Annotated in this window: 14 protein-coding genes; 8 read left to right on the forward strand and 6 right to left on the reverse strand. The window is 44.6% G+C overall.

Features of this window, described 5'->3' with window-relative positions; genetic code table 11:
• Positions 1 to 68: 68 nt before the first annotated feature.
• From ACFGVS_RS19950 to ACFGVS_RS19960, 3 genes are read left to right on the forward strand one after another with little or no spacing between them, the layout of a single operon-like run.
• Complete coding sequence (locus ACFGVS_RS19950) at positions 69 to 1,487, forward strand: MBL fold metallo-hydrolase (RefSeq protein WP_439695300.1); 1,419 nt, start codon at positions 69 to 71, stop codon at positions 1,485 to 1,487.
• Between the two features lie 38 nt (positions 1,488 to 1,525).
• Positions 1,526 to 2,086, forward strand: a complete 561-nt coding sequence (locus tag ACFGVS_RS19955; protein WP_439695302.1) for a YeeE/YedE family protein — start codon at positions 1,526 to 1,528, stop codon at positions 2,084 to 2,086.
• Positions 2,083 to 2,496 (forward strand): DUF6691 family protein, encoded by a 414-nt coding sequence (locus ACFGVS_RS19960; protein ID WP_439695303.1) that lies wholly within the window; start codon positions 2,083 to 2,085, stop codon positions 2,494 to 2,496. The genes ACFGVS_RS19955 and ACFGVS_RS19960 overlap by 4 nt, the downstream gene beginning before the upstream one ends.
• 114 nt (positions 2,497 to 2,610) lie before the next feature.
• Here ACFGVS_RS19960 and ACFGVS_RS19965 read toward each other — a convergent pair whose 3' ends face one another.
• Entirely contained in the window at positions 2,611 to 5,874 is a 3,264-nt protein-coding gene (locus ACFGVS_RS19965) for a S41 family peptidase (RefSeq protein WP_439695304.1), read from the reverse strand.
• A 149-nt stretch (positions 5,875 to 6,023) separates the two neighbouring features.
• On the opposite strand from ACFGVS_RS19965, the gene ACFGVS_RS19970 reads away from it, so the two are divergent.
• A complete protein-coding gene (locus ACFGVS_RS19970) occupies positions 6,024 to 6,584 on the forward strand; it encodes a cytochrome c oxidase subunit 3 (RefSeq protein WP_439695305.1) in 561 nt (186 codons plus the stop codon).
• Positions 6,585 to 6,612: 28 nt separating this feature from the next.
• Positions 6,613 to 6,918, forward strand: coding sequence for a hypothetical protein (locus tag ACFGVS_RS19975; RefSeq protein WP_439695306.1), 306 nt, complete (start codon positions 6,613 to 6,615; stop codon positions 6,916 to 6,918).
• A 24-nt stretch (positions 6,919 to 6,942) separates the two neighbouring features.
• Here ACFGVS_RS19975 and ACFGVS_RS19980 read toward each other — a convergent pair whose 3' ends face one another.
• Positions 6,943 to 8,103 (reverse strand): IS4 family transposase, encoded by a 1,161-nt coding sequence (locus ACFGVS_RS19980; RefSeq protein WP_439695308.1) that lies wholly within the window; start codon positions 8,101 to 8,103, stop codon positions 6,943 to 6,945.
• A 397-nt stretch (positions 8,104 to 8,500) separates the two neighbouring features.
• Here ACFGVS_RS19980 and ACFGVS_RS19985 point away from each other — a divergent pair, with 397 nt between their 5' ends.
• Entirely contained in the window at positions 8,501 to 10,192 is a 1,692-nt protein-coding gene (locus tag ACFGVS_RS19985; RefSeq protein WP_439695309.1) for a hypothetical protein, read from the forward strand.
• A 112-nt stretch (positions 10,193 to 10,304) separates the two neighbouring features.
• Here the strand turns inward: ACFGVS_RS19985 and gltX are convergent, their stop codons facing one another.
• Positions 10,305 to 11,825, reverse strand: coding sequence for a glutamate--tRNA ligase (gene gltX / locus ACFGVS_RS19990; RefSeq protein WP_439695311.1), 1,521 nt, complete (start codon positions 11,823 to 11,825; stop codon positions 10,305 to 10,307).
• A gap of 182 nt (positions 11,826 to 12,007) precedes the next feature.
• On the opposite strand from gltX, the gene ACFGVS_RS19995 reads away from it, so the two are divergent.
• Both ACFGVS_RS19995 and ACFGVS_RS20000 read left to right on the forward strand, forming a co-directional pair.
• Positions 12,008 to 13,216, forward strand: coding sequence for a sensor histidine kinase (locus tag ACFGVS_RS19995; protein ID WP_439699255.1), 1,209 nt, complete (start codon positions 12,008 to 12,010; stop codon positions 13,214 to 13,216).
• Positions 13,191 to 13,706 carry a DinB family protein gene (locus ACFGVS_RS20000; protein ID WP_439695313.1) on the forward strand — a complete coding sequence of 172 codons (516 nt, stop codon included), beginning with the start codon at positions 13,191 to 13,193 and terminating at the stop codon, positions 13,704 to 13,706. The genes ACFGVS_RS19995 and ACFGVS_RS20000 overlap by 26 nt, the downstream gene beginning before the upstream one ends.
• A gap of 679 nt (positions 13,707 to 14,385) precedes the next feature.
• Here the strand turns inward: ACFGVS_RS20000 and ACFGVS_RS20005 are convergent.
• The 3 genes from ACFGVS_RS20005 to ACFGVS_RS20015 are packed head-to-tail and all read right to left on the reverse strand — an operon-like array spanning position 14,386 to position 16,981.
• Complete coding sequence (locus tag ACFGVS_RS20005) at positions 14,386 to 15,240, reverse strand: N-acetylglucosamine kinase (RefSeq protein WP_439695314.1); 855 nt, start codon at positions 15,238 to 15,240, stop codon at positions 14,386 to 14,388.
• A complete protein-coding gene (locus tag ACFGVS_RS20010) occupies positions 15,237 to 15,617 on the reverse strand; it encodes a response regulator (RefSeq protein WP_090637883.1) in 381 nt (126 codons plus the stop codon). The genes ACFGVS_RS20005 and ACFGVS_RS20010 overlap by 4 nt, the downstream gene beginning before the upstream one ends.
• A gap of 44 nt (positions 15,618 to 15,661) precedes the next feature.
• The gene (locus tag ACFGVS_RS20015) at positions 15,662 to 16,981 is read right to left on the reverse strand and encodes a TolC family protein (RefSeq protein WP_439695316.1); all 1,320 of its coding nucleotides are present in this window, start codon (positions 16,979 to 16,981) and stop codon (positions 15,662 to 15,664) included.
• Positions 16,982 to 16,986 lie beyond the last annotated feature (5 nt).

A 16,986-nucleotide genomic window follows, 5' to 3' on the forward strand; every position in this document is an offset into this window, starting at 1 on the left:
GCGGTGACTTTGGTTACCATCTGTTTGCGTACGAAACCGCAACTTTGTTAAAGTATAAAGAATATATCATGCATATAGAACAAATATATACCGGATGCCTGGCCCAGGGTGCATATTACATCCAATCAGAAAATGAGGTTGCCATTGTTGATCCCTTAAGGGAGGTGGAGCCATACATAGCTAAAGCCAAAGCGGCCGGTGCCACCATCAAGTATGTTTTTGAAACTCATTTTCATGCCGATTTCGTATCGGGCCACATCGACCTGGCACGGGAAACCGGCGCGCAGATTGTTTATGGGCCAAACGCAGTAACCGGTTTTGAAGCGCATATAGCTAAAGATAACGAAACCTTTAAAGTTGGCAAACTCACCATAAAAGTGCTGCACACACCCGGCCATACTATGGAATCCGCCTGTTACCTTTTGAGTGATGAATTTGGCAAAGAAACCGCGTTGTTCTCTGGCGATACTTTATTCATCGGCGATGTTGGCCGTCCCGACCTGGCACAAAAAGCATCGGGGCTGACACAGGAAGGCCTGGCGGGTATTTTGTTCGATTCGTTGCGCACCCGCATCCTGACATTGCCCGATGATGTTATTATTTACCCCGCCCACGGTGCCGGATCTGCCTGCGGCAAAAACATGAGCAAGGAAACTACCGACACCTTAGGCAATCAAAAAAAATACAACTACGCCTTGCGCCCTAACATGACGCGTGAAGAATTTATAACTGAGGTTACCCGTGGATTAACCGCCCCGCCGGTATATTTTCCATTAAATGTTAAAATGAACAGGGAGGGTTACGAAAGCTTTGAAAAAGTACTGAGCCAGGGAACCCAGCCATTAACCCCCGACGCGTTTGAAGCCGCGGCCAACAGCACCGGCGCCATTTTGCTTGACACGCGCGATCCCCTGGTTTTTGCGAAGGCCTTTGTGCCTAACTCCATCAATATTGGCATAGATGGGAGCTTTGCCCCATGGGTTGGCGCGTTGGTGCCGGATATCAACCAGCAAATTTTGTTGATTACCGAAGACGGGCGCGAAGAAGAGGTAGTTACCCGCCTGGCCCGCGTGGGTTATGACCATGCCATTGGTTATTTAAAGGGCGGCATTGCGGCGTGGCAGGCTGCCGGTAACGAAACAGACAGCATTGTATCTTTAACTGCTGATGAACTTGCAGATAAAGTAAGCAACCATAGCCCGGTAAAAATTCTTGATGTGCGTAAAGCACCAGAGTACTATGCCGAACATATATTAGACGCCGAAAACCTGCCGCTGGATGACATCAACAGCAATATGGCCCGGTTGGATAAAAATGAGACTTACTATGTGCATTGTGCCGGAGGATATCGTTCAATGATATTTAATTCGATGCTGAGGGCGCGGGGCTTTACTAACCTTGTTGATGTTCAGGGCGGCTTTAAAGCCATAAAAGATTCAGGCAGGTTTAATATAAGCGCGTATGTGTGTCCAAGCACAATGCCCTGATTAATTTGTAAATTAATAATAAGGACTAATATATAACGATGCTTAATTTGCTCAAACAACCCTGGCCCTGGTATACTTCGGGGGCTGCAATTGCAGCTATCATGGTTTTATTGCTTTATTTCGGAAAATCATTTGGTTTTTCATCAAACCTGCGTACCATCTGCTCCATGGCCGGCGCGGGTAAAAAAGTGTTGCTTTTTGATTTCGACTGGCGGGCACAAAAATGGAACCTGCTTTTTTTGCTGGGCTCGGTTTTAGGCGGATTGATATCCGCGACCCTGTTAAAAAACGATGCGCCATTAAAACTGGCCGCCTCTACCGTTACCGATCTTAAAACTATCGGTATAAATTTTGACGGTCAGCTAAATCCCGCACAGCTTTTTGGGGTTCATAGCCTTTCTTTCAAAAATGTTTTCATCCTGTTATCCGGAGGTTTACTGGTAGGCTTTGGCTCCAGGTATGCGGGCGGATGTACATCGGGGCATGCCATTAGTGGCCTGTCAAATCTGCAATTGCCTTCATTAATAGCGGTCATTGGCTTTTTTGCCGGCGGGCTTATCATGACACACTTTTTATTGCCGCTGATATTATCGATATGAAAGGATTAAGATTTATCATCGCCGGCATCATTTTCGGCATCATCATGACCAAGTCTGAAGCGGTGTCCTGGTACCGCATCCAGGAGATGTTCCGTTTCCAGTCGTTTCATATGTATGGCATTATTGGCACCGCTGTAATTTTAGGCGCATTGTCTGTTTACCTCATTAAAAAGTTTCACCTCAAAGATTCGCAGGGCAACCCTATCATATTTGCCGATAAAGAAAAAAGTCGGGCAAAGTATATCATCGGCGGCCTGGTATTCGGCCTTGGCTGGGCGCTTACCGGCGCATGCCCCGGCCCTATGTTTGTAAATATCGGCTACGGGTATGTATCCTTTATCATCGTGGTTATCGGCGCATTGGCGGGTACTTACCTCTATGGTTTGTTGCGGCATAAGTTGCCACATTAAAACCAGTTATAAAGTATCGTCAATTAAAAAAACGCCTTAACTTATTGGCTGTTAATGCCATTAATAAGCGAAGGCGTTTTTAATTATTAAGTTAAACTTAAAACAACACCGTTACTATTTATATATAAATGATTTATCCGGGTGTTGTGGTACCTTTGGCGCTTCTACAGGCTTATCGGCTATTTGTTTTTTCAGGTAAGCCAGCGCGGCCTCTAACTGCGCATCTTTTCCTTTGAATGATTCATTAGGCAGGTTATCCATAACTATATCCGGATCAACGCCGTGCCCTTCTATCAGCCATTTACCTTCGGGACCAAACACGCCCATCTCGGCAGCAGATGCTATACCGCCATCAACCATCCTGTTATCGCTTGATAACCAAATCTCGCCGCCCCAGGTGCGCATCCCTATTACTTTGCCCAGGCCCAACCTGCGGAAACCTTCGCTGATTGCTTCGCCGTCTGATGCGGTTTGCTGATCGCAAAGCAATACCATATGGCCCCTGAAAGCATACTGCATGTTCCAGGTTGGCCCGCCCGCGCGGCCCTGCCAGTACATCCACGCTTTACGTAACAGCTTTTCAAGTACCCAGCTATCTATATTACCGCCAAAATTTTGGCGCACATCCAGTATCAGCCCCTTGCGGTTAAAAATCGGATAAAATTGTTTTACAAAGGCATCCATATCATCGCCCCCCATGGCTTTCAGGTGGATATAGCCAATATCATTATTGCTTGCACTATCTACCTTTTGGCGGGTATTATACTCCCACTCGTCATAACGCAATTTGTAGGCATCGTTTGCAGAAAATGGCTTCACTACCTGCTCGTACGGCTTTTTGGTCTTGCTTAAAAGGTTCAGCTTAACGGGGATGCCCACCTTATCGGCCAGAACCTCGCCAATATCATTTACACCGGTAAGCGGTATGTTATTAACCGCGGTAATGATGTCGCCCTCTTTAATTTTCAATTCAGGCTTATCCAGCGGCGAAGAAAAAGCATAGTCAGGGTCGGCTTTATAAATATGTTCTATTTTAACACCCGCTGCAACTTTGCTAAATGTAGCACCCAAAAAGCCCGTGGGTATCTTATCTACGGCTGTACGTTTGTCGCCGCCATACACAAAGGTGTGCAAGGCCGATAGTTCGCCAACCATCTGGCCAAGCAGGTCGTCAAGTTCATAACGGTCGGTTACGCGCGCCAGCAAGGGCTCGTACTGCTTTTTCACATCGGCCCATTTTACTTTGTGCATATCACGGTCGTAAAAATAATCGCGCATCATGCGCCAGGCATCGTCAAACATCTCTTTCCAATCCTCCTGCGGATTGATGGAAAAACTCCAGTTAGCCAAATCGACTTTTGTTTTTTCCAGTTCCATTTTCTGGCCGTTGGCGTCACCTACAGCCAACGATTTATTGGTAAACTGGATCAGTATTTTTTTGCCATTAGCCGATACGTTGAAATCCCGTACAAACGACGCTACCTCGGTCGGCTCGTACTTTTTACTCTCTTCAATTTTCAGCGCGAATATTTTGCCGCCATCGTTCTCACCGTCGGGGCCGCTATCCAGCCAGTACAAAAATCCGTTGGCAATAGCTACCGATGCCATATTGCCGCTTTTTACCGGCACCTGGTAAACGCTTTGCATAGCCGTTGCCCAGTCATAAATCTTAGATGGCGCTACCGCACCTTTGCTTTTTTTATCGGCTTTTTTCTCCATCTTCTTTTTTTCCATCGCCGTAAAAACCGAATCGGTAAGCCATGAATCCGTCTGCAGGAAGGGGAATTTGGCGCCTGTATCTAACGGCATAGCGTAAATGCCTGCGGTTTGTGTGTAATACGGCTCGGGTTGGCGCGGCCCCCAGGGACTGCGGGTTTTTGAATATAAATTACGCTCGCTCACAAAATACAACCAGTTATTATCTGCCGACCAGGCCGGGCTATAATTGTTAAGCCGGGTTGTGGTAACCGCTTTCATCTTCATGGTGCGCGTATCAACCATGCTTATCTGCATGTTGGTATTCTCAATGCTTTCAGTAACGTTCAGCAACAAGCTATTCGGCGACCATGAAAGCTCAGCTATGCCTCCGTAAGTCTTATCGTAAGTAAACTTTATTTCGCCTGTTGTAGCATCGGCTATCCGCAGCACTTCGTTTTTATCGCTGTAGGCCACAAACTTACCATTAGGCGATACCTTGAAAAGAGAGATGGTGGTGGTGCTTTTCTGGGTCATCTGCACCGGCTTGTCAATGCCGTCGGCGCTCATCTTCCACACTTCAAATTCGCCGTTCTGGTCGGATAGTACGGCTATGCTTTTATCGTTTATAAAATGAACGTCTTTTGCCCGGATGCCGCTTTTGGGGTTGATCTCCACCCAGCGATCGCTTTTAGCCGGCGATACAAACACGCGGCCACGACTTACGATAGCCACATAGTTACCATTTGGCGAGATATCTGAAAAGCTGATACTGTTTACCGGTCCTTTTATCCAGCGGGGTTTGCGCTGATCAAAATCGGAGGTGAGATTAATGTCCAGTAGCTTTTCCTGGTTGGTATTAATATCGTACAGCCAAATATCGGCCCCCTTCTGGTAAACCACTTTCGATTCGTAAATGCCCGGCGTTTGCAAATCCCAACCCTTTGAAAAAGTTTGCTGTTTTAAATTTTTGCCGCCGGTATCCATCGACCATAGGTTCATAGTGCCATCTCTGTCTGTTAAAAAGTAGATGCGGCCATTGTAGTACATGGGGCTGGTACTGGTTCCGTCAAAATCGCCTGTGAGGTTAGTGGCCTCCTGCCTGCCATCAAACTTCCACACCTGCTCTATCAGGCCCCCCTTATATCGTTTTGTTTTACTGCCCTGGTTAGGGAAACGGGTAAAATAAAGCACGCCATTGTCGTCATAGCACCCCAACGAGGCCTGCCATAGCGGTATAATCTGTTTCTTGCCTGTAGCCGGGTTCAGCTTTACCATCTGCGGATTGGGCAGTGCGCTTATAGCTGTGGTTCGGTATAAAATATCGCCCTCTTTTGTCCAGCCAGAAATAAATTCATTGCGGCCGTCATAGTCGTAAGTGAGTCGTTTAGGCACGCCGCCATTAATATCCATCAGGTAAATTTCGGCAACACCTTCATACTGACCCGTAAAGGCCAGCTGCTTTCCATCCGGCGATATAGCCGGGTTTTGTTCAACCCCGGCATTGGTGGTTAACCGGGTTGATGCCTTACTGGCAAGGTCGTATTTCCAAAGGTCTCCTTCGGCAGTAAATACTACGGTGTTTTTGCTGATGCAGGGCGTTCGGTAATATCCTTTTTGCTGGCTGTAAGCAAATGAAAAACTGAGTGTTAACACAGTTAGAGCGATAAGTTTGGTACGCATAAGTAGCTTTTTTACCAAATATAAATAATGGGGACCTCAAAAGCAATTTGATTGATTTTACGCGTAAAAGTACCCGGCCTGTTTAATGCCAGTTGCGGAAAATACGCCGGCAATTGCACTTTTAACACAACAATTCGCTAATTTTCGGCATGGATGAACGCAAGGATATACAAAACCTGAATGCCCGCAAGTTTATGGTTTGGCTGGCCATAGCATCTTCGTTTATGTTGGTTGCCGGGCTAACCAGCGTGTTCCTGATATCAACCTCGGCAGGCGATGTCATACATACTCAATTGCTGTTTGTTTTTATCATTAGTACTGTTGTTATACTCGGTAGCAGTGGCACTTTACATGTAGCCGGCAAAAGTTTAAAGCAATTGCAAAATGCCAAATTCCACCTGTACCTAAAAATTACGATGGTGTTGGGGCTACTGTTTATGTTACTGCAGGCTGTTGCCTGGGGTATTTTGCTTCATCAAAAAGTTTATTTTGATATGCATAAAAGCTATCAATCGTTTATTTATGTTTTTGTGGCCGTTCATCTTTTACACATCATAACCGGCATTGCGCTGCTGGGCTACACCCTATCCGGCTCGTTAAAAAACAAGCCCCGGTACAGAATTTTGTACCGCATGGAAATGAGCACCACCTTTTGGCATTTTATAGATATTTTGTGGGTGTATCTTTATTTGTTTTTGGTGTTGAAATAATAAAATCGATTACATAATATGCTGAGTTATGATAATAGTTCCATTTAAATCTGTTGGTTATTTGCTTTTTTCCGATACCCGGGAAGATATAAGGAAAAAACTAAATGAAAAATTTACATCCGGCGTTAAGGGGAAAGATAACTACAAGGATTATTACGATCACTTTAAGCAAAGCGAGCTATTTGTTTATTATGATGAAAAAGGAAATATAAACGCGTTCGAGTATTTCAGGCCCAATCCTATTTTTAATAATGTTAATCTTTTAGAAACGCGCTACCGCGATCTGGTGTCCCTGTTTCAACGTTTCGATCCTGAATTAACAATTAACCATTAGTACTGATGCGTTAAGTTTTTAATGTTAAAATAAGTCATATTGTTCTTTGACATTTTGAATGATTTGATCTTCTGTTAATAACTCTTTCAAAGGAGTTTTATCAAAAGCAGATATCCCCAGAACTTGCATGATCTCGTAAATAGAAAGGGTGCTTTTCAGAGTATGCTTCACACTGGCTACGATTAGGTAAGTACAAATAGCAACCCAAACGTGAATATTCACTGCGTTTTCTGATTGCCCCCACAGAGATTTAATGGTCAGGTTCTGTTTTATCCACTTGAAAAAAGTCTCTATTTGCCACCTGTTACGGTACAGCCTTGCAATTTCCAGGGCGGATACTTCGAAGTTGTTAGTTAGGAACACCAGTTCGGTATCTTTCTCACCATCGTAATATTCCACCAACCTTAGCTGTTCTGGATAAAGTTTTTTAGACTTTGGCCCGTTCAGCACGACAGTTTTGTCCCCTGTGAGCCCTGAGTTCGGATCAATGTTGAAATTTCGCTCAACAATCGCGCAATCCATGACGCTCTTTGCCCTTGTGATAAAGGATGCACCGCAGTTGTGGATATTGTACAAAGCCTTAAAGTCAACATACGCTTTGTCCATTATATATATTGCCCCTGGAACTGGAGTTATTGTATCAAGCGCGTTGCTGTCGTGGTATTTACCATCGGTGATCAGGATAAAAGCAGGTATGTTCCCTCTTAAGTCCAGTAGTGTATGTATCTTGATAGCGCCACGCGAGTACTTGCCAGGAGCCCAAACGAATAGCTTCAGACTCAAAGAAACCGTTGTGGAGTCAAGGGCAAACACTTCATTGCCAATATCCACATTGGCAATTGGTTCATTGGAATACATCGGCCTTACCTTTTCAATCAGGTATTTGCCGAAGTCTTCGAATATCCGGCAATCCCGGTTTTCGTTTGCGCGCGATAACGTGGATTGGTTCACATAATCCCTAATTCCGAGGTGGTACAGTTTGTTCTTGTGCGCTTTTAGGCAAACACAGATATCACGGAGCGAGTTTCGGGAGGTCAATTGACCGAAAAACAGTTGGATGAACTGGTTCCAACAATTGAAATTCCTTGTCCGGAAATCCCCATTATACTTAGAAACGCATTTCTCAAACTCATACCTATCAACCAAATGCAAAAGTTGAGCAAAAACATACTTCCCTGAATTCATAGCCTTTAAAAAAGGCCTAAACTAAAGGTCAAATCAAATCAAAAAATCAAATAACAACTATATTATATTTATATTCAGCTATTTACAACGGTTTATAAAAACTTAACGCATCACCAATAATTAACCATGATGAATTTACTTCTCTTAAATATGGTATCGGTGTTAATACAATTGACGATCCTGACGAAGAAAATGCTATTCCTCAATCAGTAGTTATATTCAAAAGGGGCTATTTTGATTTTATATAAACCGGTTACATATTTCCTTAGCCGTCAGCTGAACGTTACTCTCTCATATATAACTGTTTTCCAACATCAGACAGATAGGGATGCCAAACGCCAATCAATTCACTACGTTAGTGAGTTGATTTCCAATTTGACCATACATTACCTACCCTATGATTTTTACAAAAGCTAATGCTGCCTGCAAATTCATTTTTTGCGCTTTGTTTATTTCAATGGCGATAACTGCAATCGCCCAAAATAAAAAACCAATACCCGCCGATAGTACACCTAAGATCGTTAACATTGTTAACTTCATTCGCCTGCTGGAACCGCGCGACCCGGCAATTACCGAAGATGTATTGTACCAAACTGTGGTAAAACAGGTGGAGATCATGAAAAAGTATCACCTGGGCGGCACATTCCTTTTACAGTATGATGCGCTGATGGATAAGCGATATCAAAAGCTACTGGCAAGCCTGCCAAAGGGGACGTTCGAGATTGGCGCCTGGTGGGAGATCCCGCAGCCTATGGTGGAAAATGCCGGCCTTAAATGGCGCGGCCGCTACCCCTGGGATTGGCGGGCCAACATTGGCTTTTCTACCGGCTATACACCAAAGGAGCGCGAAAAACTGATAGATGTATACTTTCGCGATTTTAAAAAGATTTTTGGCTATTACCCCCAATCGGTGGCTTCGTGGTTTATTGATGCCTACAGCATTAACTATATGTATCAAAAATACCATATCGTGGCTTCGGCAAACTGTAAAGATCAGTATGGCACCGACGGGTATACCTTGTGGGGCGGCTACTGGAACCAGGCCTATTATCCAAGTAAAATAAACTCGTATATGCCGGCCCAGCACGCGCAGAACCAGATCCCTGTTCCCATCTTCCGGATGCTGGGCAGCGATCCGGTACGGCAGTACGATAACGGCCTTGGTACAACCCGGCAAGGCGTTGTTACATTGGAGCCCGTTTACAAATTTGGCGGCGGCGATTCAACCTGGGTAAACTGGTTTTTCAAATCATTTACCGATGATCCTTCGCTCGGCTTTAATTATACCCAGGCCGGACAGGAAAACTCTTTTACCTGGGATGCCATGGCCAAAGGCCTCGAAATGCAGATGCCACTGATTGCCAAACTACGCGATGAGCATAAAGTGAGGGTTGAAACCCTCGAACAATCGGGCCGCTGGTTTAAAAAGAAATACCCGGTTACCCCGGCAACTTCATTTACAGTAAGCAACGACATCCCGGGCAGCGATTTGAAAACCGTTTGGTACAACAGCCGCTTTTATCGTATCAATATGCTGTGGGAAGATGGCAGTCTGCGCATTCGCGACATTCATTTGTTTGACGAAAAATTCCCATCGGTATACGAAACCAAAGCTGCGACATCAAACGAATGCACCTTTTTTACCCTGCCTGTTGTGGATGGATACATTTGGAGCAAGCCCGATCATATTGCCGGCTTAAGGCTGAAAAAAATGGTGGATGGAAAGGAAGTCCTGGTAAAAGGATATTCGCCGGTGTTTACAAATACCGGAAAAAGCGGCATGCACATATCATGGCGGCTGAATGAAGGCGGCATGCTGGAAATTGATTTGACCGAGAAGCAAATTAAAATATACATGGATAACAAGGCCAGCTATAATTGGTGTTTGGATATGGATGTAGCTCCCGGTGCTGCAACACCCTATATTAACATCAACCCGAAACAACTGAACTGCAGGTTTGAAAATACAAATTATAAATTAAAGGCTTTGCAAGGAACGCTTTCGAAACCGGCCAACGGTTCTGCCTGGCGCTTAACACCAGAGGGGGATGCAATTGTGCTGGATTTGGGGAATCTTACACGGCCATAGAGATGAAGCTTAATGGCCCGGAAAAGACTTACGAAGTTTTAAAAACTTCGTAAGTCTGGATCTCGACAACTAATTTCGGTTAGTAACCTGCGTTTATTGGTGGCGATGGCACTTACAGGGTAAACGCCGCCAACGCTTTCTCAATCCTGCCAATCGTTTCTTCCTTTCCCAACAAGGCCGCGATATTAAATACATGCGGACCAAATTTACCGCCTACCAGCATAATGCGAAATGGCAACATTACATCCCCAACCTTCAGCGCCTTTTCTTCAGCAAGGGCTTTAAATTTGGTTTCAAAATCATGGGCTTCAATGCCGGCTTCGGCTGTCAATAAAGTAATCAGCGCGTTAAAAAATCCGGTTTTTGCATCTGTCCATTTAGGCTTTACGGCGTTAAGGTCATATTCTTTCGGCTGCTCAAAAAAGTAACCCGCCTGCAAGTAAAAATCAGGCAATACCACACAACGGTCTTTTATTAAATTGATAACCGTTTCCAGCTTAGCATCATCTGTTACAACAATGCCTTTATCGGCCAGCACTGCTTTGACTTTCGGCTTTAAGCTTTCAGCTTTCAGCCTTTTTATCCACTCGGCATTGAACCATTTGGCCTTTTCAAAATCAAACTTAGCGCCGGCTTTGCTCACTCGCTCTATCGAGAATTTCTCTACCAGTTCATCCAGCGTAAATAACTCCTGGCCGGTACCATCGTTCCAGCCAAGGGTAGCCAGCAGGTTTAAAAACGCTTCGGGCAAAAAACCAAGTTCCCTAAAGCCCGGTGTTAATTCGCCCGTTTTGGCATCAAACCAACTCATAGCGTAAACCGGGAAACCAAGGCGGGCACCATCGCGCTTACTTAACTTGCCGTGGCCATCCGGTTTTAATATCAATGGTAAATGCGCCCATTGCGGCATATCGGCTTTCCATCCTAAATACTCCCAAAGCAACAAATGCACCGGGGCAGATGGCAGCCACTCTTCGCCACGGAAAGCGTGCGAAATTTTCATCAGGTAATCATCAACTACCACCGCAAGGTGGTAGGTTGGCATACCATCGGCTTTTAGTAATACTTTATCGTCAACCAGGTTGGTTTCGAAGCTTACATGTCCGCGAATCATATCGGTAAAACTTACCGTTTCATCAGCCGGCATTTTTATGCGGATAACGTGCGGGGTATGCGCATCTAACAGTGCATCAACCTCATGCTGGGGCAACGATATCGAGTTTCGTAATGTATCCCGGTACGCCTGCCCGTATTGAAAGTTGGGGATCTCCTTACGGTTTTTGTCCAGCTCTTCGGCGGTATCAAATGCATAGTATGCGTGGCCCTGCATTACAAGGCGTTCGGCATATTCGCGGTAAATGGCTTTGCGCTCGCTTTGGCGGTAAGGTGCATATTGGCCGCCAACAACGGGGCTCTCGTCGGGCTGCAGGCCACACCATTTAAGGCAGTCTAAAATATATTCTTCGGCACCTTCCACATAGCGGGTTTGGTCGGTATCTTCAATTCTCAAAACAAAATCGCCGTGGTGTTTTTTGGCAAACAAATAATTAAACAACACGGTGCGTACGCCACCCAGGTGCAAACCACCTGTTGGGCTCGGCGCAAAACGTACTCTTACTTTTTTATCGGTCATAGTTGGGCAAAGATAAGGTTATTTTAGATGTGCAAATTCCAGATTTCAGATGTGCAGATTTTTTTGATACTACCTGGTATATAGTAATATGAAAAATGCCCTAAAACCGTTCATTCATCTGCATATCTGAAATTTGCACATCTGAAATCTAAAAAAATCCCGTTATTTGAACCGTGGCCAGTATAAACCCGTATCAGCAAAAAAAAAGGTGGAAGTATTTACTGCTCGCATTTGCGACTGTTATTGCCAGCGGTTCGTTATTTTACACCAGCTACCTGGTTAAAAATATAGCCCGGTCCGAGCGTACCCGTGCGCAGGTTTGGGCCATGAGCATGCGACAGATCCTGAACTCCGACGATAACGACTTTTTGAAATATACAATTGCCGTTCGCGATAGCCTGGTGGTGCCTGCCATTGTTACCGATGCCAAAGGCGATATTCGTTTATCACGCGGACTGGATACCACCAAAACCTATATTGATTTGCCTTCGCCCGGTAAAAAATACGACCTGCAGTATTTTAAGGACGAGCTGGAATACATGAAAAAGCAGCACGAACCTATCAGGCTGCAAATATTGGGCGAAGAAAACTTTGTTTATTATAAAGATTCGCCGCTATTAACGCAGCTCAAGATTTTTCCGTATGTACAGCTATCTGTTATTGCCGTGTTTTTGCTGATGGCTTATACCGCGTTCAGCTCGTCGCGTAAATCGGAACAGGACCAGGTTTGGGTGGGGCTGGCCAAAGAGACAGCTCATCAATTGGGTACCCCGATATCGTCATTGATGGCCTGGATTGAGTTGATGAAAGAGAAGTTTAACGCCGAGGATGACGTGCTGGTTGCCGAAATGGAAAACGATGTAAAGCGACTGGAAATTGTTGCCGACCGTTTTTCAAAAATTGGCTCGAAGCCTGTACTTGAAGAGCATGGCGTTTACGCCGTGGTTAAAGATTTTGTTGATTATTTTAGGGTACGTGTAAGTAAAAATATCACTTTTGAAATGAGCGGAAATCCGCATTTGAAGGCCGGCATTAATATCCCGTTGTTTGACTGGGTTATTGAAAACCTGCTAAAAAATGCCGTTAACGCTATTGATGGCAAAGGCACCATTAAAGTGGAAATAAGCGGTAATAAAGTGAAAAACCAGGTGTTTATTGATGTAACAGATACAGGCAAAGGTATTCCCCGTTCCAAGTTCGACACCGTATTTCAACCGGGTTACACCACCCGAAAACGGGGCTGGGGCCTGGGCCTTTCGCTCACCAAAAGGATGATAGATAACTACCATAACGGGCAGATATTTGTAAAAGACTCGGAACTGGGCAAAGGCACAACTTTTAGGATTGTATTAAAAAACACACGCAATGATAAGCAGACCAAAGAGCGATGAATATTCGCCATTCGCGGCCGGTTATATAGGGCTGGTACCCGATGAAAATGTAATTGAAAAGCTTGAACAGCTAATGGTGTCAAGCTATCAGTTATTTAGCGGCCTGACCGAAGAACAGGGCGCGTACACCTATGCTCCCGGCAAATGGACAGTTAAACAAGCGCTTGGCCACATGATTGATACCGAGCGCACTTTTGCATACCGCGCCCTGGTTTTTTCGCGCAACCATATTGAGTTGCCTGGTTTTGACCAGGATATTTACGTTGCCAATCACGATGTAAACAACATTAGCGTTAAAAACCTGGCCGAAGAGTTTAGGGCTGCCCGCCTGTCAAACCTTTACATGATTAAGGGTTTTAGTGATGAGCAGCTATTGCGCGATGGCATTGCCAGCAGCAGTCGCTTTACCGTACGGGCTTTTGTATATATGCTGGCCGGGCACGAGTTGCATCACCTGAATATTTTTAGGGATAGGTACGGCATTGCGTAACCTTGCCAAGAGTGGTAAAACCGGCGAAATGCTGAAGGGGGTATATCGCATGGCGGCGACGACTCACCCCGGCTACGCTGCGCCCGTCTGCCCCTCCTATCCGACTGCGTCGCATAGAGGGGCGAAAAAATAAAAAATGAAGTTTACCCTCTTTGCGGCGTAAGCCGGAGAGCGGGTCGGCCAGCGCAATGCAGCCCGGGTGAGTCGTCGCCGACATGCGAGTTACGCCGTTGTCCCTTCATTAGAAGTATAAAACATTAGTAAACCAAATTTATATGGAGGCTAAGAAGCAAAAAAAGAAGCTGCTTTGCCTTTCACCTTCTTTGTGCGAAATGGATTTTTTAATTTGAATTACAAAAATTAACTATCGGTGGTGTACCACCCCGTACCAGGGTGTTTCAGGCCGTACCAGGGTGTGTCAGGGCGTACCACCCCGTACCGGTACACACACTTTGTTGATTATTCAAAATATAAAGCGCGGTTTTATTGTGCAGTCTTCTTTACCAAAAAACGCGATTTTTATTCAACTGTGAAAAAGTATTAATGGTAACTAACCTTAAGCGTAAATTATTTGATTGTCATTTAAAGACCGATAAATAAAGATAATTCAATCTTGCACGGCCCGGCCATCTGCACATCTGTAATTTGAAATCTACACATTTGCCTCATATCTGCACTTCTACCCTTCGTTCCTTTTTAAAATAAAGGCCATCAAGTCGGTAATAGGCTGTTTAATGATTTTGCCTGTTTTTACGCCATGTGAATGGCAGAGCGCAGCAAGCTCGTCTTTAAAAAAGTACGCTATTGATCCCACAAAATGGCATTTGTATTTGTGGTATTCGGGGTACGATTTGATATTAGTTTCGATAAACTCCAACAGGCCGCGCTCCAATATCTCCTGCCCATAAGGTGTTGCTTTTATCTCGCTTACAAATTTTGAAAAAGAAGCCAGGTAGGTATTCCCGTTGGGCTTTTGATATACATTTTTGATAACGATATCTTTATTAAGGTGGTAGGCGTTTTCAAACTTCCCGTTGATTTCGGCAGGCATACGGCCATATAAAAAATCGGTAATCAGGGTTTTACCAAACCAGGTGCCCGACCCTTCGTCGCCCAAAACGTAGCCTAAGCCGTGCTGGCCCTCAAAAATTTCTTCCCCGTCAAAAAACGAGATATTTGATCCGGTACCCATTACGCAACAAATACCCTTCTCGTGGCCACAGGTTGCATAAGCACAGCCCAATAGATCGCTATCAACGGATACATAAGCTTTGGGAAAATACTGACTGATGGCATTGGAAACAATCTCATGCCTGTCTGGGCTGGAACAGCCGGCACCAAAAAAATAAATCTCTTCAATTGCATCCCCATAAGCCAGCATTGCAGGCGCCTGGTCGGCAATTATCTTGGCTATCTCTTTTTCGCCCAAAAAGTACGGGTTTAGCCCCGCTGTTTTAAATGATACCGGTTGCTGTTGAGGAATGTGTAGTAACCAGTCTGTTTTTGACGATCCGCTATCGGCTACTAAAATCATGCACTAAGTTCTTCAAGGGCCTTTAAAGTTAATGGCTTATGGATAAACTGGGTAATATATTTGTTATTGGCTGATTGTTTCATGTCAACAGGGTCAAGTGACGATGAAAGCATAAATATTTTAATGCCCTTTTTATCAATATCCAACAAATCAAACTCCTTTAAAAATTCAAACCCGCTCATCGTGGGCATCCGGATATCAAGGAAAATCACATCGGGCTTAACAATACCAAATCTCAGGGAATCAATCGCTTCTGTTGGCGATTGGCGCACAACTATCGTTTCGGCAAAGTTACTTGCCTCCAAAACCTTGCGCGTAACAAAGTTGTCGATGTAGTTATCGTCAATCAACAGACAGGTTTTGTAGGGATTTGACATGTTTTCAAATATATGTGTTTTTATATTTAAAATAAAATAATCCGCTACTGAATATTTATACTGCTGGTTATCTGTTTTAGTGTGATTTCTGCTTGTTTGGATTGATACTGGGCGGCAAAAAAAGTTGATTGGGCGGCAAGATAGTTGCGCTGTGCCTCGCGGATTTCGAGCGGAGTGATATTTCCCAGCTTATATTTTTCTAAGGATATGTCGAGATTCTTCTTCGCGATAACCACGTTTGCCTGGCCTAAAGCCATCAGGTCAAGACCCGACAAATATGAAGCATATAAACTATTTACCTGTGCTTCGATATTAAGCTGCACCTGTTTAGCGCTAATGTTGGCATTATCTATCTGGATTTTGGCGTTCCGCTCCCTGCGGGTTTGATTAAAGCCATCAAAAATATTAATGGTTGCGGTAAGGCCATAATTTAACCCATGCTGGTTTTGCTGCAAAGTAAAACCGGCCGGCGTTTTATTATCACTAAAAGTATATCCTGTTGTTACGGCCACCTGCGGATAGCGGGTTGATTTTACCTGCTTAAGATTAATTTCGGCAAGGCGGCGGTTTAACTGGGCGGATAATATAGTTGGATTTTGCGATTGCGCGCTGCTTAAAATATTACCCAGCAACAATTTGTCATCAACCACAATGGTATCGGCAACAGAAAAATCGGTTTGCAAATCGCGAATGAGGATTTGGTTAAGCTGGATTTTGGTTGTTTTAAAAACCTGGTATTGGTTAACCAGGTTGGCTGTATCTGTATTTAAGTTTACCTGGGCGTTTAAAACATCAAGCCGTGAAGCCCGCCCTACATGAAATTTATCGTTGGCATAACGCAGCTGGGTGCGCGAAATATCTATCGCGCCCTTCAAAGCCTTAATCTGCTCGTTTTGGCTGATGAGATCATAATAAGTAGTAATTACGCTGGCTACGGTGCGCTGAATGGTATCCTGCAATCGTAGTGTCCCCAGCTGATCAAGTTGTTTCAACTGGTCGTACGTGGCAAACATGTTAAAACCATCAAAAATTGTCCAGTTAAGGGCAACGCCGTAGTTGATACCTGTGTTGGGGGCATTGTGAATATTATTAACCGTACCATCAGTACGGGTTTGTTTGGTAGTTAACCGGCTGTTGGTTGATGCAAAATTACCGTTAACCTTTGGCAAAACGCCGGCGTTGCCAAGCGTAACATTATTGACCGCGATGGTTTTGTTATTTTGCGAAAGCTTTATATTGTAATTGTTTTTTAACGCTATTTCCACCGCTTCTTTTAACGTAAGCATCGGGGCTTCCTGCGCGCTGGTGTACATCCGTAGTAGGATGCAGCAAAAAACCAGGAAAGCTGTTTTTTTAATGATCATATCGC

Source organism: Mucilaginibacter sediminis, from assembly GCF_051903035.1.
Lineage (GTDB): Bacteria > Bacteroidota > Bacteroidia > Sphingobacteriales > Sphingobacteriaceae > Mucilaginibacter.

Bases quoted from the DNA above. Each gene is read 5' to 3' on its own strand.
- ACFGVS_RS20005 (WP_439695314.1), bottom strand. From the start codon at position 15,240: ATGATTTTAGTAGCCGATAGCGGATCGTCAAAAACAGACTGGTTACTA.
- ACFGVS_RS20015 (WP_439695316.1), bottom strand. From the start codon at position 16,981: ATGATCATTAAAAAAACAGCTTTCCTGGTTTTTTGCTGCATCCTACTA.
- ACFGVS_RS19985 (WP_439695309.1), top strand. From the start codon at position 8,501: ATGATTTTTACAAAAGCTAATGCTGCCTGCAAATTCATTTTTTGCGCT.
- ACFGVS_RS19960 (WP_439695303.1), top strand. From the start codon at position 2,083: ATGAAAGGATTAAGATTTATCATCGCCGGCATCATTTTCGGCATCATC.
- ACFGVS_RS19970 (WP_439695305.1), top strand. From the start codon at position 6,024: ATGGATGAACGCAAGGATATACAAAACCTGAATGCCCGCAAGTTTATG.
- gltX (WP_439695311.1), bottom strand. From the start codon at position 11,825: ATGACCGATAAAAAAGTAAGAGTACGTTTTGCGCCGAGCCCAACAGGT.
- ACFGVS_RS20010 (WP_090637883.1), bottom strand. From the start codon at position 15,617: ATGTCAAATCCCTACAAAACCTGTCTGTTGATTGACGATAACTACATC.
- ACFGVS_RS19955 (WP_439695302.1), top strand. From the start codon at position 1,526: ATGCTTAATTTGCTCAAACAACCCTGGCCCTGGTATACTTCGGGGGCT.
- ACFGVS_RS19975 (WP_439695306.1), top strand. From the start codon at position 6,613: ATGATAATAGTTCCATTTAAATCTGTTGGTTATTTGCTTTTTTCCGAT.
- ACFGVS_RS19980 (WP_439695308.1), bottom strand. From the start codon at position 8,103: ATGAATTCAGGGAAGTATGTTTTTGCTCAACTTTTGCATTTGGTTGAT.
- ACFGVS_RS19965 (WP_439695304.1), bottom strand. From the start codon at position 5,874: ATGCGTACCAAACTTATCGCTCTAACTGTGTTAACACTCAGTTTTTCA.
- ACFGVS_RS19950 (WP_439695300.1), top strand. From the start codon at position 69: ATGCATATAGAACAAATATATACCGGATGCCTGGCCCAGGGTGCATAT.
- ACFGVS_RS20000 (WP_439695313.1), top strand. From the start codon at position 13,191: ATGATAAGCAGACCAAAGAGCGATGAATATTCGCCATTCGCGGCCGGT.